Origin of the sequence: Spiroplasma endosymbiont of Polydrusus pterygomalis, from assembly GCF_964030825.1 — a bacterium.
Classification (GTDB): Bacteria; Bacillota_I; Bacilli_A; order Mycoplasmatales; family VBWQ01; genus Spiroplasma_E.
Genome location: NZ_OZ034964.1, coordinates 82,548 through 101,696, shown reverse-complemented (window position 1 = coordinate 101,696; position 19,149 = coordinate 82,548). Strand labels below are relative to the sequence as shown.

Annotated in this window: 19 protein-coding genes and 1 pseudogene; 12 read left to right on the top strand and 8 right to left on the bottom strand. The window is 23.7% G+C overall.

Annotated features, from left to right (window positions below; genetic code table 4):
- Nucleotides 1-3: 3 nt before the first annotated feature.
- A complete protein-coding gene (locus tag ACQH25_RS00490; RefSeq protein WP_425381347.1) occupies nucleotides 4-297 on the bottom strand; it encodes a hypothetical protein in 294 nt (97 codons plus the stop codon).
- A gap of 255 nt (nucleotides 298-552) precedes the next feature.
- On the opposite strand from ACQH25_RS00490, the pseudogene ACQH25_RS00485 reads away from it, so the two are divergent.
- The 11 genes and pseudogenes from ACQH25_RS00485 to ACQH25_RS00435 form a co-directional block, all read left to right on the top strand.
- Nucleotides 553-876, top strand: a pseudogene (locus ACQH25_RS00485) (transposase family protein); the annotation flags it as partial.
- 534 nt (nucleotides 877-1,410) lie between these two features.
- On the top strand, nucleotides 1,411-2,577 hold the full coding sequence (locus ACQH25_RS00480; RefSeq protein WP_425381346.1) for a restriction endonuclease subunit S: 1,167 nt from the start codon (nucleotides 1,411-1,413) through the stop codon (nucleotides 2,575-2,577).
- Between the two features lie 1,060 nt (nucleotides 2,578-3,637).
- Complete coding sequence (locus ACQH25_RS00475) at nucleotides 3,638-3,949, top strand: HU family DNA-binding protein (RefSeq protein WP_425381345.1); 312 nt, start codon at nucleotides 3,638-3,640, stop codon at nucleotides 3,947-3,949.
- Nucleotides 3,950-3,986: 37 nt separating this feature from the next.
- Nucleotides 3,987-5,000 (top strand): alpha/beta hydrolase, encoded by a 1,014-nt coding sequence (locus ACQH25_RS00470; RefSeq protein WP_425381344.1) that lies wholly within the window; start codon nucleotides 3,987-3,989, stop codon nucleotides 4,998-5,000.
- A 77-nt stretch (nucleotides 5,001-5,077) separates the two neighbouring features.
- Nucleotides 5,078-6,529 carry an FAD-dependent oxidoreductase gene (locus ACQH25_RS00465; protein ID WP_425381343.1) on the top strand — a complete coding sequence of 484 codons (1,452 nt, stop codon included), beginning with the start codon at nucleotides 5,078-5,080 and terminating at the stop codon, nucleotides 6,527-6,529.
- Nucleotides 6,530-6,564: 35 nt separating this feature from the next.
- Nucleotides 6,565-7,911: a cation:dicarboxylate symporter family transporter gene (locus tag ACQH25_RS00460; RefSeq protein WP_425381342.1), complete on the top strand. Its 1,347-nt coding sequence runs from the start codon at nucleotides 6,565-6,567 to the stop codon at nucleotides 7,909-7,911.
- Between the two features lie 163 nt (nucleotides 7,912-8,074).
- A complete protein-coding gene (locus ACQH25_RS00455; RefSeq protein ID WP_425381341.1) occupies nucleotides 8,075-8,242 on the top strand; it encodes a hypothetical protein in 168 nt (55 codons plus the stop codon).
- 221 nt (nucleotides 8,243-8,463) lie between these two features.
- Nucleotides 8,464-9,222 carry a hypothetical protein gene (locus tag ACQH25_RS00450; RefSeq protein WP_425381340.1) on the top strand — a complete coding sequence of 253 codons (759 nt, stop codon included), beginning with the start codon at nucleotides 8,464-8,466 and terminating at the stop codon, nucleotides 9,220-9,222.
- A gap of 14 nt (nucleotides 9,223-9,236) precedes the next feature.
- Nucleotides 9,237-9,632, top strand: coding sequence for a hypothetical protein (locus tag ACQH25_RS00445; RefSeq protein ID WP_425381339.1), 396 nt, complete (start codon nucleotides 9,237-9,239; stop codon nucleotides 9,630-9,632).
- A 462-nt stretch (nucleotides 9,633-10,094) separates the two neighbouring features.
- Entirely contained in the window at nucleotides 10,095-10,781 is a 687-nt protein-coding gene (locus tag ACQH25_RS00440) for a hypothetical protein (protein WP_425381338.1), read from the top strand.
- 65 nt (nucleotides 10,782-10,846) lie between these two features.
- Complete coding sequence (locus tag ACQH25_RS00435; protein ID WP_425381337.1) at nucleotides 10,847-11,254, top strand: hypothetical protein; 408 nt, start codon at nucleotides 10,847-10,849, stop codon at nucleotides 11,252-11,254.
- Between the two features lie 295 nt (nucleotides 11,255-11,549).
- On the opposite strand, the gene ACQH25_RS00430 is transcribed toward ACQH25_RS00435, so the two are convergent.
- From ACQH25_RS00430 to ACQH25_RS00415, 4 genes are all read right to left on the bottom strand, one after another.
- Nucleotides 11,550-11,699 (bottom strand): hypothetical protein, encoded by a 150-nt coding sequence (locus ACQH25_RS00430; protein WP_425381829.1) that lies wholly within the window; start codon nucleotides 11,697-11,699, stop codon nucleotides 11,550-11,552.
- Nucleotides 11,700-12,412: 713 nt separating this feature from the next.
- Nucleotides 12,413-15,100 carry a cation-translocating P-type ATPase gene (locus ACQH25_RS00425; RefSeq protein ID WP_425381336.1) on the bottom strand — a complete coding sequence of 896 codons (2,688 nt, stop codon included), beginning with the start codon at nucleotides 15,098-15,100 and terminating at the stop codon, nucleotides 12,413-12,415.
- Nucleotides 15,101-15,122: 22 nt separating this feature from the next.
- Entirely contained in the window at nucleotides 15,123-15,998 is an 876-nt protein-coding gene (locus ACQH25_RS00420; protein WP_425381335.1) for an aldo/keto reductase, read from the bottom strand.
- A gap of 23 nt (nucleotides 15,999-16,021) precedes the next feature.
- Entirely contained in the window at nucleotides 16,022-16,675 is a 654-nt protein-coding gene (locus tag ACQH25_RS00415) for an NAD(P)-dependent oxidoreductase (protein ID WP_425381334.1), read from the bottom strand.
- A gap of 312 nt (nucleotides 16,676-16,987) precedes the next feature.
- Here ACQH25_RS00415 and ACQH25_RS00410 point away from each other — a divergent pair, with 312 nt between their 5' ends.
- Nucleotides 16,988-17,155 (top strand): hypothetical protein, encoded by a 168-nt coding sequence (locus tag ACQH25_RS00410; RefSeq protein ID WP_425381333.1) that lies wholly within the window; start codon nucleotides 16,988-16,990, stop codon nucleotides 17,153-17,155.
- 443 nt (nucleotides 17,156-17,598) lie between these two features.
- On the opposite strand, the gene ACQH25_RS00405 is transcribed toward ACQH25_RS00410, so the two are convergent.
- From ACQH25_RS00405 to ACQH25_RS00395, 3 genes are all read right to left on the bottom strand, one after another.
- Nucleotides 17,599-18,024 (bottom strand): hypothetical protein, encoded by a 426-nt coding sequence (locus ACQH25_RS00405; RefSeq protein ID WP_425381332.1) that lies wholly within the window; start codon nucleotides 18,022-18,024, stop codon nucleotides 17,599-17,601.
- A 61-nt stretch (nucleotides 18,025-18,085) separates the two neighbouring features.
- The gene (locus ACQH25_RS00400; protein ID WP_425381331.1) at nucleotides 18,086-18,415 is read right to left on the bottom strand and encodes a hypothetical protein; all 330 of its coding nucleotides are present in this window, start codon (nucleotides 18,413-18,415) and stop codon (nucleotides 18,086-18,088) included.
- Between the two features lie 27 nt (nucleotides 18,416-18,442).
- The gene (locus ACQH25_RS00395; RefSeq protein WP_425381330.1) at nucleotides 18,443-19,090 is read right to left on the bottom strand and encodes a nitroreductase family protein; all 648 of its coding nucleotides are present in this window, start codon (nucleotides 19,088-19,090) and stop codon (nucleotides 18,443-18,445) included.
- Between the last annotated feature and the right edge of the window lie 59 nt (nucleotides 19,091-19,149).

The following is a 19,149-nucleotide window of genomic DNA, read 5'->3' as shown; positions in this document are numbered from 1 at the left end:
ATATTAAGTATCCTTGTTATATATTTTCATAATTTTGGCAACACTAGGTAATATTTTATTAACTTGATCAACACTATAAGTAACTTTCATATTTCTAACAACACCATGTGAAACAAAAAAAGTAATTATATAATATATACCATAATAATATTTGATGGTATTCAAACTACCACCAGCAGTCAAACTAGTAGCAATAAAACGAACATTTTCATCTTTCATTAAATCTTTAGCAAAATAATATTGATGATATAATAACTTATACTTATTAATAGCAGCATCTTCAATATTAATTCGCACATTAGTATTTTCATCATCAACTCATATTGTGCTCCAAATTAATAATATTTACTGTAATTATATGATAAATTTTAATAAAATACTTAAATTATTAAATCTTTTTTTATAAAGAAAAAAAATTATTAATTTCTACTATTTAAAAATCATTGAGATTAATTAACAAAAATAATTATTCAAGTTTCTTTACCCCCCCCTGCATAAATTTAACTTTTATCAATCTTAAATATTCTTTCTTCATAAAATCATGATTTTAAAACTTTTAAGAATTCAAAATTAAAATTTTCACCAGAGACTATAATTCTTGCAGATAAAGGTTATCAAGGTTTACAAAAAATTCATGCTAAAACATTTTTACCCTTTACAGCTAGTAAAAATAATTCTAAAACAAATAAAAGTAAAATCTTTAATAAGATTATTAATAAAACTCGCAACAAAATTGAACATATTTTTGCATTTTTAAAATGTTTTAAAATTATTGGTTATAAATTTAGAAAAGGCAGAAAACAAATATTTTTAAGATTTAATTTAATTGCAGGAGTTTATAATTTATCATTAAAACTTAAAAACATTATGCAGTAAACATATTAATAATTAATTTTCAATGGCAAGTTTGCTTGTTGTTACTTTTAAAACTTCTTGTTTAATATTTTTAAAATTAAGGTTAATTATTTATTTTTTAAACTTTAAATAAATTTATAAAATATAAAAAAACATTATAAGCAACTGTTTGCATAAATTATGTTAAAATAAAAAAAAGAAAATAGTATAAAAAGATTGTTTATTTCTCTATCTTTCTATAACAATTTTAATATAATAAACTTATTGCATAACCTATAAAAATAATAGAAAATTAAAATTTCGCCAATCAAATTAAACTTTAAAATAAACATTTTTCTAAAATATAAAATAATATTGACCACAATTAACTAGGTTATACAAGAAGTCTAATAATATTTTAATTTTATTACTTTAATAAAAATTTGATTTTTTATTATATAATATAACTAATTAAATATTTATAATAAAAATTAATAGGAAGATTTAAAAATGGAAAAGAAAATAATGAATTAAATGAAGAATTTAAGTTAATGTTAAAAGATTTGGTGATTAATAATGAATAAATCTCTGGTGCCAAAAATTAGATTTAAAGGGTTTAATGATTTTTATTATAAAACAACTTTTAATAAGTTTTATAATAAGGGTAAATCTGGAGGAACTCCAAGTACAAAAAATAAAGATTTTTATAATGGAGAAATATCATTTTTATCAATTAAAGATGTTACCAATCAAGGCAAATACATTTTTGAAACTGAAAAAACAATAACTAGAAAAGGACTTTTAAATTCTAGTGCTTGATTAGTACCAAAAAATTCATTAATATACTCTATATATGCTTCTGTTGGATTTCCAACAATCAATAAAATTCCATTAGCTACTAGTCAAGCTTTTTTTTCTATGGAAATTAATAATTTATATTTTTCGATAGAATACTTATATTATTTATTACTTAAATTTAAGAAAAAAGAATTAAATAAATATATTATAAAACAAACACAACCTAACCTTTCTAAGGAAATAATTAACCAATTTATTTTTAAACTACCTAATTTACAAGAACAAAATAAAATTGCTGATTTTTTTACCATTATTGATAAAAAAATTGAATTAGTTAAAGAACAATTAAGTTTATTAACAAAACAAAAACAATATTACTTAAATAATATGTTTGCTAATGAAAAAGGTTATCCCCAAATTAGATTTAAAGGATTTAATGATGAATGAGTTTTAAAACAAGTTCAAGAAGTATTAACAACAATAAAATCTTTAAAAATTAAAAAAAATTTTGAATCAAATACAAAATTACCTTTAATATCACAAAAAAAAGATTTTATTGATTCATATATTAAAAAAGGAAACTTAGTAGAACAATTACCAATCATTCTTTTTGGTGATCATACAACTATTTTAAAATATCTTGATAAATATTTTTTTGTTGCAGATGATGGTATAAAACTTTTAGAACTAAGTAATAGTTTTAAAAATTTTAATTTAAAATTTATTTATTATTCAGTATTATTAAATAATGTTTCACAAAGTGGATATAAAAGGCATTTTTTAATGTTAAAAAATGTTTTTATTTCTTTGACAAATAATATTAATGAACAAACTAAGATTGCACATTTTTTTACCATTATTGATAGAAAAATTGAATTAATTAAAGAACAATTAAGTTTATTAACAAAACAAAAACAATATTACTTAAATAATATGTTTATTTAATTTATGGTTTTTATTTGATTTTTAGATACAAATAAGAATTTTACATCGTTTTGTGGTTTTTGCAAATGTTTATATTTGATTATGGTAAAAGTATTTAATGCTATTAATTATTTTCTATAAAAATTAAAAGAGACAATTACTGACATCTATTTAAAATCATTATATAATTTCAATAATTAAGTTATTAACACTTAAAAGGAGTAAATTTATATCACTTTAAATAGTTTTAAAACTATAAATTTTGTTGAAGAAGTAAATATTAATGTTAACATGATAGAAAAACAAAAAATAAAAGAAAAAGATGAAAACCTTGATCAAGAATTAAGAGAATAAAATGGTAATGGCAAAAACGGTTATATTTTGTGTGGGAAAAAGAATAAAACAATAAAATCTCCTTTTGATGATATTACAATTAAAGCATCTCGTTTTGTTATTAAAATATTCTAAAGCATTTATTCCTTGTTATATACTATTTTCATTATTTTATGTTTAAAGTAATTAATTAAAAACTAATATTAATAAAAAAATAAATTATTTTGGGAAATTTTCACTCGATAACTAATAAGAAATTATCACTAAATAATCACAAATTTTGTGTTGTAAATTATTAATTTTATGATATGTTTAGTTAATTAAAAAAGATAAATTTGTCTTTTTCTTAGGAGTTTTATTTTAATAGATAAGTATTTCTTAGAATAAAGATATCACCAACCGAATATTTTATGCGCTCTTTTAGATACCGATTTAGAATAATTATAAATTATATCTTTATCTTTATTCTGCAATCGTTCAATATTTTTAGTAAAAAAGCGTTTAATTCCAATTTATTATAAGTAAGTTTTGCTTTATCACGAAAAAACTTTGCTTTCAAATTGTATACTAACCTAAGTCACAAGATATCACTCCTTTATTTTAACACGTAATTAAGGTTTGCTGAAAATGTTACACCCCAATATATTTTTTTATTAAACAAACAAAAATTTATAGATTACAATTTATAAATAAAATAAGATAAAATTATACTAGAAAGATATTAGCAAAAAGATAGGGTTGATTTTAGATGAACGAAAAACAATTAGTTGCAAGAATATCAAATAAAACCAAATTTAATATTCAAGATGTTGAAGTAGTTTTTAATTGCTTAATTGAAGAAATTAAAAACATTAATCAATTGGGTAAAGTTATTACTATTGTTAATTTTGGTACTTTTAAAATTAAAAAAATTAAACCATGCTTACGCCGAAATAGTAAAAATAACGGCCAACACATAGTTAGTAAATACAAGTATATTAAATTTATACCTTATAAAAAATATAAAAAATATATTCATTCTAAACCAAAACCAATAATATTACCTGATAATACTAACTAACTATTAAAACCTATAACTTAAAATGTGGGGAAAACTAATGAAGCAAAGCAGTATCAATCGCATAAAATTAAGAAAAAAAGTTAATATCAATTCAATTGAAATGTTTAAAGCATGCTTACAATATAATTCACAATCGCAACCCAAAATTAAAATTGAATTAGTGAAATGACCAATGTATTTTGAATATTGAAAATACTTAGAAAAGCAACAAAATGTAATTGCTTTTTCTGTTAAAACAACTATTGATAATTTAACATTACATGGTAATCTTTTAAAAAGCCCTCTTAAAAATGAAAATAATAATAAAGCAATAATTTTATTACATGGGATAACTAATACCAGATTTTGAATATTTAAACAAGCTTTTATTTTTTTACGTGCTGGTTATAATGTGATTTGATATGATGCTCGTAATCACGGTGAAAGTGATGCATCACCAACAACTTATGGTTTAAAAGAATCACAAGATTTACAAGATATTATTGACTACTGTTGTAAAACATTCAAACAAGAAACTACTGACTTAGGATTATATGGTTTTTCATTAGGTGGCGCCACAGTGGTAATATGAAGTGAATTATATGCAAAATATCAAATTAATAAAAGAGTAAAGTTTATTATTTCAGATTGTACTTTTAGTCGCTTAGATCGCACTTACAATGAAAAATTAAGTAATTATGCTTTTTTACCTACTAATTTAATGTTGAAACTAAGTCGTAAAAAAGCACAAAAAACATTTGGCGTTGAAGGGTTGCAAGAAATACAACCAATTAAATACTTAAAACTGATACCTAATATCCCAATGTTATTTCTTCATGGTCAAAATGATCATTTGATTAATTACACTAATGCTAATGAATTATTTCAAGAAAAAATACGATATGAAACTCCAAAAAAAAGTTCTTTATATACTATTATTGATGCTAATCATGGTCAAAGTTTTTTAATTGGTGATTTAGAAAAATCAGTTGTTAATGAATACAATGTAATCACTGATAAAACAATTAGTGACACTACCTTAGAATTTATTAAAAAATGAACCAATTCCTAAATAAACACTATTAATTGATATTTTTATTAAATATATATTATAATTAAGGAGTTAATGAAAGTGGAGCGATGATAAAAATGAAAATTAAAGTTGTTATTATTGGCGCCGGTGCTACTGGAATGGGCGTTGCAAGTAAGTTATTACGTAGTAAAGAAAATAGTGATAAAAAATTTGATATCCATGTTTATCAAGAAAAAAACTATATTTCGCTTGGTGCTTGTGGTATTCCTTATTATATCGCTAACGATTTTAGAGATAAAAAACTTTTAAATGATCGTACAAAAAAAGATTATGCGAAAACAAATGATGATAAAAATAAAATTAAAATTCATTTAAATCAACATGTTATTAAAGTTGATACAACAAAACAAGAAATTCATGTTAAAAAAACAACAGATCATAAAAATAAAGCAAATGTTGTCTCTTATCAAGCATTAGTTATTGCAACAGGAGCTAAACCAAAAATCCCTCCTCCTTTTAATAAAGGTGAGCTACCACATAATGTTTATAATGTTTTTACTAAAGAAGATGCTGTTAATGTAAAAAAAGCAATGAAAAATTCCCAAAAAATAGTTATTATTGGTGCTGGATTTATTGGCTTAGAAATGGCAGAAGCATGCTTAAAACAAAAAAAAGATGTCACAATTGTTGAAATGAAAGATCGAGTAATGGCTAATGTTATTGATAAAGAATTTAGCCAATTAATTTATCATGAACTAACAACTAACAATAAAACTGATAACAAAAAACATTTTAAAAAGTATCCAACTATTTTACTAAACTATCAAGTTGAAGAATTAATGATGACTCATAATAATGTTAATGATTTACGTTTAAGAAACATTAATAATAAAAAAATTGGCAAAACAGTACCTTGTGACCTAGTAATATTAGCAGTTGGTTTTGAACCAAATACTCAATTTTTAAATGACAGTAATATCAAACTAAGTAAAAATAAAAGTATTATTATTAATGAATTATGTCAAATTCCATCTGAAAAAAATGTGACAAAAAAGTTTTCAAATATATATAGTGGGGGTGATTGTGCACAAACATATAGTCAATTTGATAAATCATCAATATATGTTCCTCTAGCAACTAACGCTAATAAAATGGCACGCATCATTGCTAATAATATCAAAAATCCAGAACATAAATATCCTGGAACTTTAGGTTCTAGCATTTTACGTGTTGGTAATTTAGAAATAACAAAAACTGGTAGTTTTGATAGTATTGATAAAAATAAAATTCATAGTGTTTTTATTAAGGATTATGATCTACCAAGATATTTAAAACAATCTCGTCCCTTATATTTAAAATTATTTTACGATAAAACTAATTTCCAGTTATTAGGAGCACAAATGGCGGGTTATAACCATGCTACATTAAGAATTAACGCCCTTGCTACTGCCATTTGAAATAAAATGGATGTTCGTGATTTACAAAATCTAGATTTAGTTTATTCACCACCTTTTGCCCGTACTAATGATATTATTCATATAGCAAGCAGAAAAATAACATCGTCATAACCTATAAAAAAATAAAAAGAATGAGGTAGCAACTTATGACAATCCTTAGTAATGACAATATTAACTTATTAAGAGATTTCGTTGGTATTTCATATTGACAAAGTTTAGTAGGAATTATTGTCTTTTTTAGTATTATGATAATACTTTCAATTTTTATTAAAAAAACGAAACCAAAATTTCCAATTCGCATTTTCATTGCGATGGGATTAGGATTAATTTTTGGTATCACCATCCAAGCAATTACTGGATTTAATAGTCATAATATTAGTTATCCCAATTTACCTAATAACGATCCTAATCCTAACTATAATCCTTGGGTTGGTGAAATTACTCGTTGAATTGAATTACTAAAAAATATCTTTATTACTGGCATTACCATGATAACTATTCCATTAATATTTTTAGCTATTGCCAGAATTACTAGTAAAAAAACTAGTAATTCAAAAACAATAGCTAACATTTCAGGAGCTGGAATTGCCATTTTATTAATAAACGTTGCTATTGCTTTTTGTATTGCTTTTGGACTAGGAATCGCTTTTAAAATTGGTCATGGTTTTAATTTATCTGAAGGTGGTAATTATGATAAAACTGCTGCTAAATCAATTCCTGAAATTATTATTAGTTATATTCCCAGCAGTTTTATTGGTGTATTTACCCAAACTTTAATTATTCCAGTAATTGTGCTTGGTGCTTTAATTGGCATTGCTATTAAAAAATCAACTAAACATTATGAACAACAAATGGATAAAGCTAGAAATACTTTAGAAATAATGTGAAAAATTATTATTTCGATTTTAATGATATTTATTAAAATTATGCCATTTGCTGTTATGAGTATGTTAACAGCAGCACTTATTAATCAACCAATTGGTGCCCTTGGTGATATTGGTATTATTATTGGTGTTGCTTACTTAGCATTATTTATTACTTTCTTATGACATTTACTATCATTATATCTATTTGGTATTAATCCTCATCGCTGATTAATAAAAACACAAAAACCAATTATTACTGGTTTTACAACACAATCATCTAATGCTACCTTACCAATTGCTATTACAAGTTTAAAAGAAGATCTAAAGATTAAAGAAGAAGCGACAGATACCGTAATGCCACTTTCAACAACAATTGGTTTAAGTGGTTGTGCTGGTGTCCAAGCTGGAATTATTTTATCTTTCTTATGATTTAGTGTTATCGTTCCTGGTAATTTTTCCGGTTGAACTATTGCCATTTTATTTATTAACGGTCTGATTGTAACAATAGTTGCTTCATTAGGAATTGCTGGTGTACCTGGAACTGCTGCTGTGGTAACAGCTGGCGTGTTAGGTGGTCTTGGGTTTGGTAGTTATGTACAGCTGTTTATGGTATTATTGGTGCTTTAGATGGATTATTTGATATGGGAAGAACTGCTGTTAATATTTCTGGGGTTTACAAGCAACCACTATTGCTGCTCGTAATCGCGAATTAATTGAAGATGAAAAACTATTATTAAGCCATTATCCACTAAAGGGATTACATAAACTAACAAAGAAAGTTGGGATAAAATTGTTAATTAGATCTGAAAAAAATGAAAAAATTCAAGCATTAAAAAAAGATACTAAAATTAAAATTGAAGCTTTAAAGAAAGTAAAAAATAGTGAAAATGATATAAAATTTTTAAAAGAACAACTAAAAAAAGACATTAAAGCAATTAAAAGTGGTAACAATATCTAAATTTATAAAATTAGAAATAAATATAATAAAAAATACTAATTGAAACAAATAATTTAGTGAGTGATATTAAATCTGCTGGTTCGGATAAATTGGATAATATTTTAAAGAAAAAAGAAAAAAAGTGTTAGAATAAAATTCTAAACTTAATATAAGTTTTTAACTCATTATTTATTTAATTAAAAATAAATGAGTTTTTCATATTAATAGAGGAGAAATATAATATGCCAAATACTCAAAATTATCAATCAATTAACAGCGATATTGAAAATATAAATTCAGAATCAAATATAGACATTATTTATTATAATATTAGATGAAATGCTTTTAAAAATTTAATCAAAAATGGTAGTATATTAGGTTTTTTGTGTTGTTTTGCAGCATTAACAGATGCCTATATTCAAAACGAATTAACTGAGGATAAATTTAATAATTTTTCAGAATTCTTTCAAAGAACGAAAAAATATCTTTCATGAGGATTAGCAGCTATGGGTTTTAGCATTTTTGTAGATAAAAGTACTTTTCATTATATTGATGATATTATTAAAGATATTAAAGAATTAATAACAGGTAAAAAATATTTTACAAACGAAGAACAAACCGAAACATTAATAAAAGAACTACAAAAGCAACGAGCAGAACTAGAAAAAGATAAAGCAGAAATTCAAATTAAATTAAATGAAGCCACTCAAGAAATTGAAAAACTAAAACTAAAAGAAGAAATAAAAGTATTTAAAGAAAATATGTTAAAAGAAATTGATACTTTAAAAACTCAAATTTTAACTTTAACACATGAAAAACAAAAATTAAAAACAACCGATAAAGTAGTTATTGATACTAAAAATTTTATTAAAGCCCATTCTAATTATAATATAGAACATATTAATAATTTTATAACTTCAACTGAATTTGACAAACAAAAAATATATGAATATAATGAAAGTTCAACAAGTGGATATAAACAAAATTTACCCAAAATGTAAATAAATTCTTATTAATGGGCAGCCAACCAATCAAGATTCTTATTGGCCGTAGGGGGTATGTGGGCTATATAGCCCACATACCCCCTATAAATTTGAAAAGACATCATACAAATGAAAGTCGATGAAGCCGAAAAGAAAAGGAAAAAAATATGAATATAAAGAGTTATACCACAGTTGGTCCAAATCTTTGAGGGAAAAATAGATTTAATGAAAATGAAAAAATTATTATCGAAATTTTATCATTTAAATTTCCAAATATTTTTATAAATAAATTTACTTTTTATTACCATTTGCATTTTAGGTTTTTTTGTTTAGGTCGATTTCCCATTTTTAATTATTGATGAGTGATTGACCAAAAATACCTTAAAATTTCTAAAAGAAAATTAAAAAAAATATTTATTAATTTTTAAAAAAATTGTGCTAATGAATTAATAAATATTGATAACTTAAATGATAAAATTAGATTTGTTCAACTAGCATTTACAGAAGAAAACGTTGAAAAAAAATATCAATTAATAATAGAAAAAGAGTGTGATAAATAAGGTATGAGTTAGTTACGTTTACTTCTATAATTTTTTACTATTTTAAAAACTATCCATGATTACGATTTTTTAATTCAATTAAGGTGTAACATTTTCAGTTATTGTTTTTTATGTTTATATTGTTGTTTTATATTATTGTATGTTTTTGTTTTTGGTTTATTATTTATTTTTCTTTATTTTTTTTGATTTAGGTACGTTAATGATATTTTGTTATAGTATGTCCTTAGGAATAGGGACTTTTATTTTAATTTTTTTTATTTTTTAAAAAAAAGTTGTAATATAAAAATAAGATTTTAGATTTATAAATTAAAAAAGAGAAAGGAAAAAAATATGAAAAAACTTATTGTAAGTAGTTTTGTACTTTCAACACTGTTAGCTACAACTCCACAAATTAATACCTTAACAACAGTAAATACTAAAATTCACCATGAAAATAATTTACAAAAATGAACACCAACACCAGAAGATTTTCAATATATTGAAAAATATTTTAAAACCAAAACTGTACAAGAAATACAAGAATTAAAAGAAAATTTATTAAGTGCTATTGGTTTAAAAAATGATGTCGTAACTTTTGATAAAACAAAATTAAATCAAAAAATATGAGATTTAAAAATTTATCAAATTATTACTAGTGATAAATATTTACAAGTATTAAATTGATATTATAAAAACAAAATTATAATTTTTGATGAACAAGGTAAAGCACATTTTAACTTCTTTTTATCAAAAAAAGTTAATGAAAGTAGTTGATGAATTGAATCATATGCATATTGATTTGGATATTGACGATTACATTTAAGTTCTAGTGCTATTGAAGTATTTATTAACCATAGTGCAGAAGCAACTGAGATTGCTGAACAATTAGCAGAAGTACCATTTATTAATGTCGGAGCAGTAGCTATTGCTGCAATATTAACTGCAAACGCTGCAATGCTAAAATCTTATGATTATGGTCGTGGTGCATGAATGGGTTGATATATTTTAATTCCATGTATGGGTTTTGGAAGTAATTAAAGGTGATTTAAGTGTTTAAAAATCTATGAAAATATTTTAAAAATGATCCGTGGTGAAAAAATATAATGAAAATATGTGTTATTTATTCTGTTGCTGGTTTTTTTGGATTTTGAATCTATTTTATTTTAATGTTAACAAGTTGAATAAACCATTGACATAATGATAAAGATATTTATTGAATGCTATTTTTTATAATAGAATCATCTTTTATCTCATATAGTTTAAGTATTTTTGTAGTTAATAGTAATGAAATTCAACAACAAAAATATCGATTTTTATGATTATTTCTATTTGTTTTTGCATTAAATCCTTTGGGAATTATTAGTATTTTATTATTAATGAAAAAACAGAAAAAGAAAAATGGTGGTGTAGAAATTAAAGAAACATCACAAATGATTAAAGTTGAAAAATGATTATTATTATGATTAACCTATAGTTCTATTGCATCATTATTTTTTTTAGTAGTGATATAATTTTAATGCTTGCAAGTAAATTTGCTTTTTAAAAAAAAATCAATATAAAAACAATCAAATTTGATTGTTTTTATTTATAAAATGAAAAAAATATCCTTGTTTGAAATTAGTGCTTATTTATTGCATAAAAAGAACTTTATTATGGAGCATATCCAATTTATTAGGGTGTAACATTTTCAGTAATGTTTGTTGTTGATTTTATTTTTTTTCTAAATTATAAATTAAAATTTGTTTTTTGTATTTTTGCTATTTGTTGTTACTTTATTAATTCAATTAAGTTCATAATTTTGTATTATTACTTTTTGTTTTTAAGAGAAACGGTTATATTTGTTTTTTTGTTAATTTCAATAATTGTTGGATTGATAGTTCTCTTTTCAAAATCAGCACGATTAAAATTACTTTTGTAAATATAAGTATCAATAGATAAACCTAGTAATTCTTTTAATTCTTTGGTTGTTATATATCTTTGATTTTTATTTTGATTTTCATGGGTACACTATTAATACTAATCATTTTTCATTGTTATTTTGATAAATTAAAAATATTATTAATAACTAAAAAATTATGATTAATATAATCATCAAAATATGCTGGTTCATCATATTTCATACTAAAAGAAATATCATATTGCAAAAAATAATAATGGATAATTATTTAAATCACTACAAATGTAAAAAAGAGATTGCAATTGCAATCTCTTTTCATGTTTAAAATCAATTTTAATTTATCAAATTTGCTTATAGACAAATGATTAAAAATTTATATGGCTTTATTATATTCAAAAAATAAAAATCTCTAATTAGAGATTTTTAAGTGAAATTATTACTCGCTACTAATAGGAAATTTCTCACCCAATATTAATCCCTTTAATAATCAATAAATCAAATTTATCAAAAATATAAAAAAATAGTCATAATTATACGAACATACTGAGACTATAAATAAATTCATAGTCTCAGGAACATCATAGTTACTATAAGATAAAAGAAGAAGTATTTATAAAAGTCTTTAAACGTATTACTACTATTATTTCGATGATGTATGTTATACGTTACTATTATTTAAATTTCCATTTATTTTTTCTTAAAAACTAATGTATGGGGACAAGTGAGAAAACAAAAATAGTTATTTTAATTAAATAATTTTCGTAATCAATACTTATTTTTTCTTAAACTTAGTCTTAACATTATTTTCTTTTACTGCTACATCTTTCTTAAATCACTTCTTAAATAAAAATCTAATCCCTTTATACATTTCTAACAATCACATTGGTATCGTTGATAAAACAATACAAATTAATCAATCAACGGCACAAAATCCTTGACCGATACCAAAAGCATCACTAACAAATGGGGTAAAAATAATAAAAGTATTAATAGCAAAAGCACTAATAGCAGCTATTCAAATATATTTATTTTTTCAAGTAATCTTATTGATAATACTTGTATTAGCACCTGAAACAAAAGAAAAAGCATAGAAAACAGGAGCATTAGCCATTATTACAAAAACATAAATAAAACCTTCATTAACATCTTCATGTAAAATTGATGGTAAATAATGAAACACCAAAAGCAACAAAGCACTTAAAATAATACTAACAATACCAATAAATCCCCAACTACCAGTAAGAATCCGATCATTACGGTTAGTTGGTTTTTCAAGCATTAAACCAGGATTATTAGGACCCATTGACATGGGAATGGCAATAACTGATTCAACAATTAAATTAATTCATAAAATTTGAATTGGTTGCAATAATTCATTTCAGCCAAAAATTGCCCCAACAACAATTGCAAATACCTGTGCCATATTAGTAATTAAAATAAACATAACAATTCTTTTAATTTTACTATAAATATTACGACCTTCTTCAATAGCATCAACAATAGTAGCAAAATTATCATCAGTTAATACTATTTGTGCCGATTCTTTGGCAACATCAGTTCCAGTAATACCCATTGCTACACCAATATCTGCTGCTTTTAAACTAGGAGCATCGTTAACACCATCACCAGTCATGGAAACAACTTTCTTATGACTTTGTAATGCTTTGACAATTTTAACTTTGTGTTCAGGTGAAACACGAGCAAAAACTCGATATTGATTAACATTAGCATTAAATGATTTCTCTGAAAAATCATCAATAGCATTACCACTAAGTGCTTGTGTTTTATTTTCAATTAAACCCAGTTCTTGACCAATAGCAACAGCAGTATTTAAATGATCACCAGTAATCATAATTGTATCAATACCTGCTTTTTTAGTTTTAACTAAAGAAGCTTTAACTTCATTTCTTGGTGGATCAATCATGCCCACTAATCCTAAAAAAATTAAATTATTTTCAATTTCACTAACATTACTATAATCTTGTTTATTATTAATAATGCGGTAACTTGCTCCTAAAACACGTAATGCTGAATTTGACATTTCATCCATCCTAGCAACTATTTGCTGTTTAATTTGTGCCGTTAATCCTACTCTTTCATTGTTAATAAGAGCATGACTACACATATTAATCATATTATCAACTGCACCTTTAACAAAAACATATTTCTCTTTATCATACTCATGAATTGTTGACATTAATTTACGATTAGAGTCAAAAGGGATTTCATAAATGCGAGGATATTTAGTAATAAGTTTCTTTGTTGAAAAATTTAATGTTTCTGATCAATTCATAAGTGCTACTTCGGTGGGATCACCAACAGTTTTATTTGTGCTAACTGAACTATTATTACATAATACTAAACAATCTAAAAATAATTGTTCTTGTTTAGTTTGCTTTTTAAAAGCATTACTATCATTGACTGATTTTGTTAAATAATATTTTTTAACTGTCATTTTATTTTGCGTTAAAGTTCCAGTTTTATCAGAACAAATAATATCAACTTGGCCCAATGTTTCAACGGCAGGTAAATGTTTAACAATAGCATGTTTTTTTGCCATTCGTGAACTTCCCAATGATAATGAAACAGTAACAATTACTTGTAAACCTTCTGGAATTACCGCTATTGTTAATGCAATTCCAAAAATTAAAGCACTAGCAACTGGGACTTTAATTAACAAAAATTGTAACAAAAACATAGCTAAACCTAACAATAAAGCAAAAATTGAAATTATTCTAATTAAAAAAGACATTTGTTGTGTTAATGGTGATTTTGGCTCTTTTTCTTCTTGTAATAAAGTGGTTATTTTTCCAATTTCAGAATTTTTTGCTGTTGCATAAACTAAACCTAAACCACTACCTGTAGCAACAGTTGTAGACATAAATGCAAGATTTGTTCTTTCACCAATTGATAATTTTTTTTCAGTTAACGCTTCTGCCGTTTTATTAACTAAAGTTGATTCACCAGTTAATAATGATTCGTTAGTACGTAAGTTATAAGATTGAATAACACGTAAATCAGCAGGAACAAACATCCCAGCATCTAAATAAACTAAATCACCTATTACTAAATCCTTAGCATCAATATCATATTTATTGCCATTCCGAATTACCACTGCTTGCGAAGAAACTAATTTTTTTAGTGAATCTAAAGAAGCTACTGCTTTTACCTCTTGGCAAGTAGCTAAAGTGGCATCAACAATTACAATTAAAAAAACAACTACCGCCTCTTGTCATTGACCAATAACAGTAGCAATAATTGCTAATGCAATTAATACTAAAACAAACGGTTCAATAAAATGTGCTAATACTATTTTTCAAATTGGTTTCTTCTTCGTTGTTGGTAGTTGATTAGGTCCTGTTTCTATTAGCAATTGAGCAGCAGCTTCTTCAGTCAAACCTGTAACAAAATCAGTATTTAACTTTTTTGCTAATTCTTTCGTTGTATCATTTCAAATCACAATTATTAACTCCTTTTTTAATTTAATCCATCATTATTCCTTTTCAAAACTTTCGATCATCAGATTGTGGCCCTAAAGCAGATTGTGGTAATTTTTGAATTTTTAACATCTCTTCTGCTGTTAACTGAAAACCTCCAATATCAGGATTACTAATAATTCGTTCTACAGTAGTTGACTTAGGAATCACTATTTGTCCTAATTGTCAAGCTCATCTTAAAGCAATATGACTACTAGTAACATTATATTTAGTTGCTAATTGTTTTAATAATGGTACTTCATCAGCTCTACCACCTAACATTGTTCGTCATGAAACAATCGCAATATTATTTTTATGACAATAATTTACTGTCTCAGTTTGATTAAAACCAGGATGAGTTTCGATTTGATTAATTGCTGGTTTAATATTCACTTTTTTTAAAAAGTTTTTCAATTGTGAACTATTAAAATTTGACACACCAATTACTCTAATTTTACCATATTGATAAAATTCTTCTAAAGCTTTTCAACAATCAAAACTTTGTTTAGTTGGTCAATGAATTAAACATAAATCTAAATATTCTAATTTTAAACGTCTTAAAATATCACGAAAAGCATCTTTGGCAAGTTCATATTTATGATTGTCATTTCAAATTTTAGAAGTAATAAATAAATCTTGTCTTGTAACTTCTGGATTTTCTGATAAAAAATCTTTAATCGCATTACCAATTATTTCTTCATTTTTATAATACTCTGCAGTATCAATATGACGATAACCATTTTGTAAAGCACACATTACTGAGTTATAAATAGACTTGCTATCAGTTATTAAATATGTACCTAATCCAAACTGTGGAATTTTTACACCATTATTTAATGTTATTTTTTTTTGCAAAATTTGATCTTTTGTTAGTTTTACCATTTGTTTAGTATCCTTTCAAAATGTTAAATATAACCTGCTGTAAAACGTTTCTTAATAAATTTCTGTTCTTTAATTTCACTAATAATAGCAATAGCAGCATCACCACCATAACTAAGCTCACTTCTGCCCTCTTTGTTAACAATTAAATGATTATTACCAATTTTAAACTTAGCCAAAGTTGGTAATTCTGGATCATAATATAAAGAAGGACTAAAATATGTTCAATTAATATCACTATTATGATAAGTTTCCAATGCTTTTACTTGTTGTCGTGCTTGTTTTTTTCATGCTTCAGGAAAGATACTTGTTTCCACTAATAATTGATTTTTATCATTTAACAAACTACCAGCACCACCAACAATTAATAATCTTTTAATATTTTGACATTCATGCATGATAGTAATTAAGTTTTTAGCAACTTGTTGATGAAGATTTTGTGGATTATCAATAGTAGGACCATAAGCACTAATTAAAATATCAATATTACTAACAGTTGCTTTAATACTACTTTTATTAGTAAGATCAGCTTTTTTAATAGTTAAACGATTATCATTATTAAAATTTGGCATTTGAACAGGATTACGAGTAATAGCAATGACTTGATATCCTTGTTTTAAAGCTTCTTTAGTCAAAGCAATTCCTGATTTTCCCGATGCTCCAATAATTCCAATTTTCATAGTTAGTACCCCTTTTGTAAATTTAATTTCAACAAAGAGTCGATAATATACATTATATTATAACATAGGTACACCTTATATTAGGTATTAGTAAAATATAAAATTAACATTTATTTTATGATATTATTATTTTTATTAATAAATTTATAATAGTTTAAATTAGAAACATTTTTAAAAAAGAAAAAATATGATACTGTTAATAGTAATTTAATAAAATTAAAAAATAAGAAAATATTTAAATTTAAAATTTACTATATATTTGGTTTTGAATAAAAAATTTATTTTAAAAAATAAAAAGATAAAGGAGAAAATATGTTATTTAAAGAAAAAATAACAAATTCAAGTATTACATTTTGTATTAAAAATCCCACTATAAAATATCGATTTCAATTATATCAAGATAGTAACCCAATAGAAAAAGTAACAGTAACTTGTCATCAAGGTGATTATATTATGACAAGAGTTATTGATGAAAATTAAATTCTTAATGAAAAAAATTAAAGATACCTATATTTCTAATCATTGACAACTCAATTAAAAGTGTAACTTTAGCAAATCCTGATTCTAAAATTAAAACAGTTAATCTTAATAACGATGATCAAAGTGGAAAATTATCACTACCTTGGAGTCCAAATGGTGCAAAAAAAAGAAATAGAATATACTAAAGAAGATGTTTTAATTTATGAAGAAAATGAAAAATATTGATATTCTTGTAAAAATCAGGATTTGCAAAAACTTATCTAATTAATGAGTCTAAAATAGAACTTGAAAAATAATTTAAAGATTTACTGCCAACTTTAAATTCAGATAATCAAAAGCAATTAAATGTTAGTGAAATTAATGATTGATCATCATCATTATTATTACCAACAATAAAAAAATAAATCTTTAAAATAATGAACTAATATCATAAAGACATTAAACTAATTAAATTTAATCTCTTTATTTTTTTGATATTTACTAGAAAAAACATAAAGCAATGATAAAATGGCAGCACCAATTAAAACGTCATTTTGATTATGATTTGCTACTTGCGTCGTGAAATTAGGTAATAAGCAAATATTATTAAAAAAATATTGATCAATAATTCTACCAATATTGTTATTTGTTAATAAAAATTGTGGTTTAAATATTTTTTGATAATCCTTATTTTCCTTAATTAGAATATAAGTTTTTTTAGTAGCACCGACATCAAATTCTAAACCTTTTTTATATAAAGGTAAATTTAAAACTTCATCATTATTTCAAATATCATATAGATCAAAAATTTTATGTTTTTGAAAAAAATAAGTAACTTTATTTTTAAATTTTTTGCTATCAATATGATAAGTTAAATAGTTTTTTAACATTAATATTTCAGTTCTTGCACCAAGTAATATTAAAGATTTAATACCATATTTTACTAATTTATTAATTAAAAAATTGTTGCTGATATTTAATAAGTTCTACATTTTCATTTAAAATATTTGGTTGTGGAATAATAGTTTTTACAAATAAACGTAATTTTTTATTTTGTAAATTTTTAACAGTTAACTCTTCTTTTTGATTAATAACTAAGATTGCAATTGAAAAAATTTTCTCAAAATCATGTGCATAAGAATGTTCCTTATTTTTATGTAATAAATTTTGAAAAGTTTCAAAATCAAAAATAAGAATAGGATATTCAATCTTATCTAAAAATTTATTAATAACATTAATATTTATTTCAATATCTAAGTCATTTAACTTTAATTTTTCCATTTTAATTCCTTTGTCCATATTTGATACTTACTTAATAATTGTACTAATTTCGCTCACTTCATTTTTAATAATTTTAGTTTTTGATTGAAAACCATATCCCGCAGATACTAAAATTGTAACATGATATTTATTAGGTTCAATAATATTATTTGATTCTAGATATGTTAATAATTGATGTTGGTTAAAGCCTCCTAACACTACATTATCAATTTCATGAGCAGTTAGTAATAACAAAAGATTTTGTAACAAAATAAAAGTTTGACATTGTGCTCAATGATTGATTTGTATTTTTTTATCAATATCAAAAAAATTATTAAATGTTAATTTATAAATTTCATATTGTGATTTTGTTAAATTACGTTTTTTCATTACTGTATCAATAAATCATTGATTACTAGTATTAAAAGTTTCACCACTATAACTCAATAAAATAAATAAGTGGGAACAAGTGCTTACTTGTCGTTGATTATTAACAATTGGTTGTAATTGTGCTTTCATTTCAGGATTGCTAATAACTAAAATTTTTCATGGTTCTAAACCATATGAAGAGGGAGTATGACGCACATAGTTAAGAATATCATTAATTTTACTATCACTAATAATTCTACTAGGATCATAATTACGAACTGACTTACGATTTAAAATTAAATTTTGCAATTCTTTAACATGAGGCATTAGTTATCATCTCTTTTCTATAAATTAACTTTACTAAAACTAATTTTACTATTAAAAAT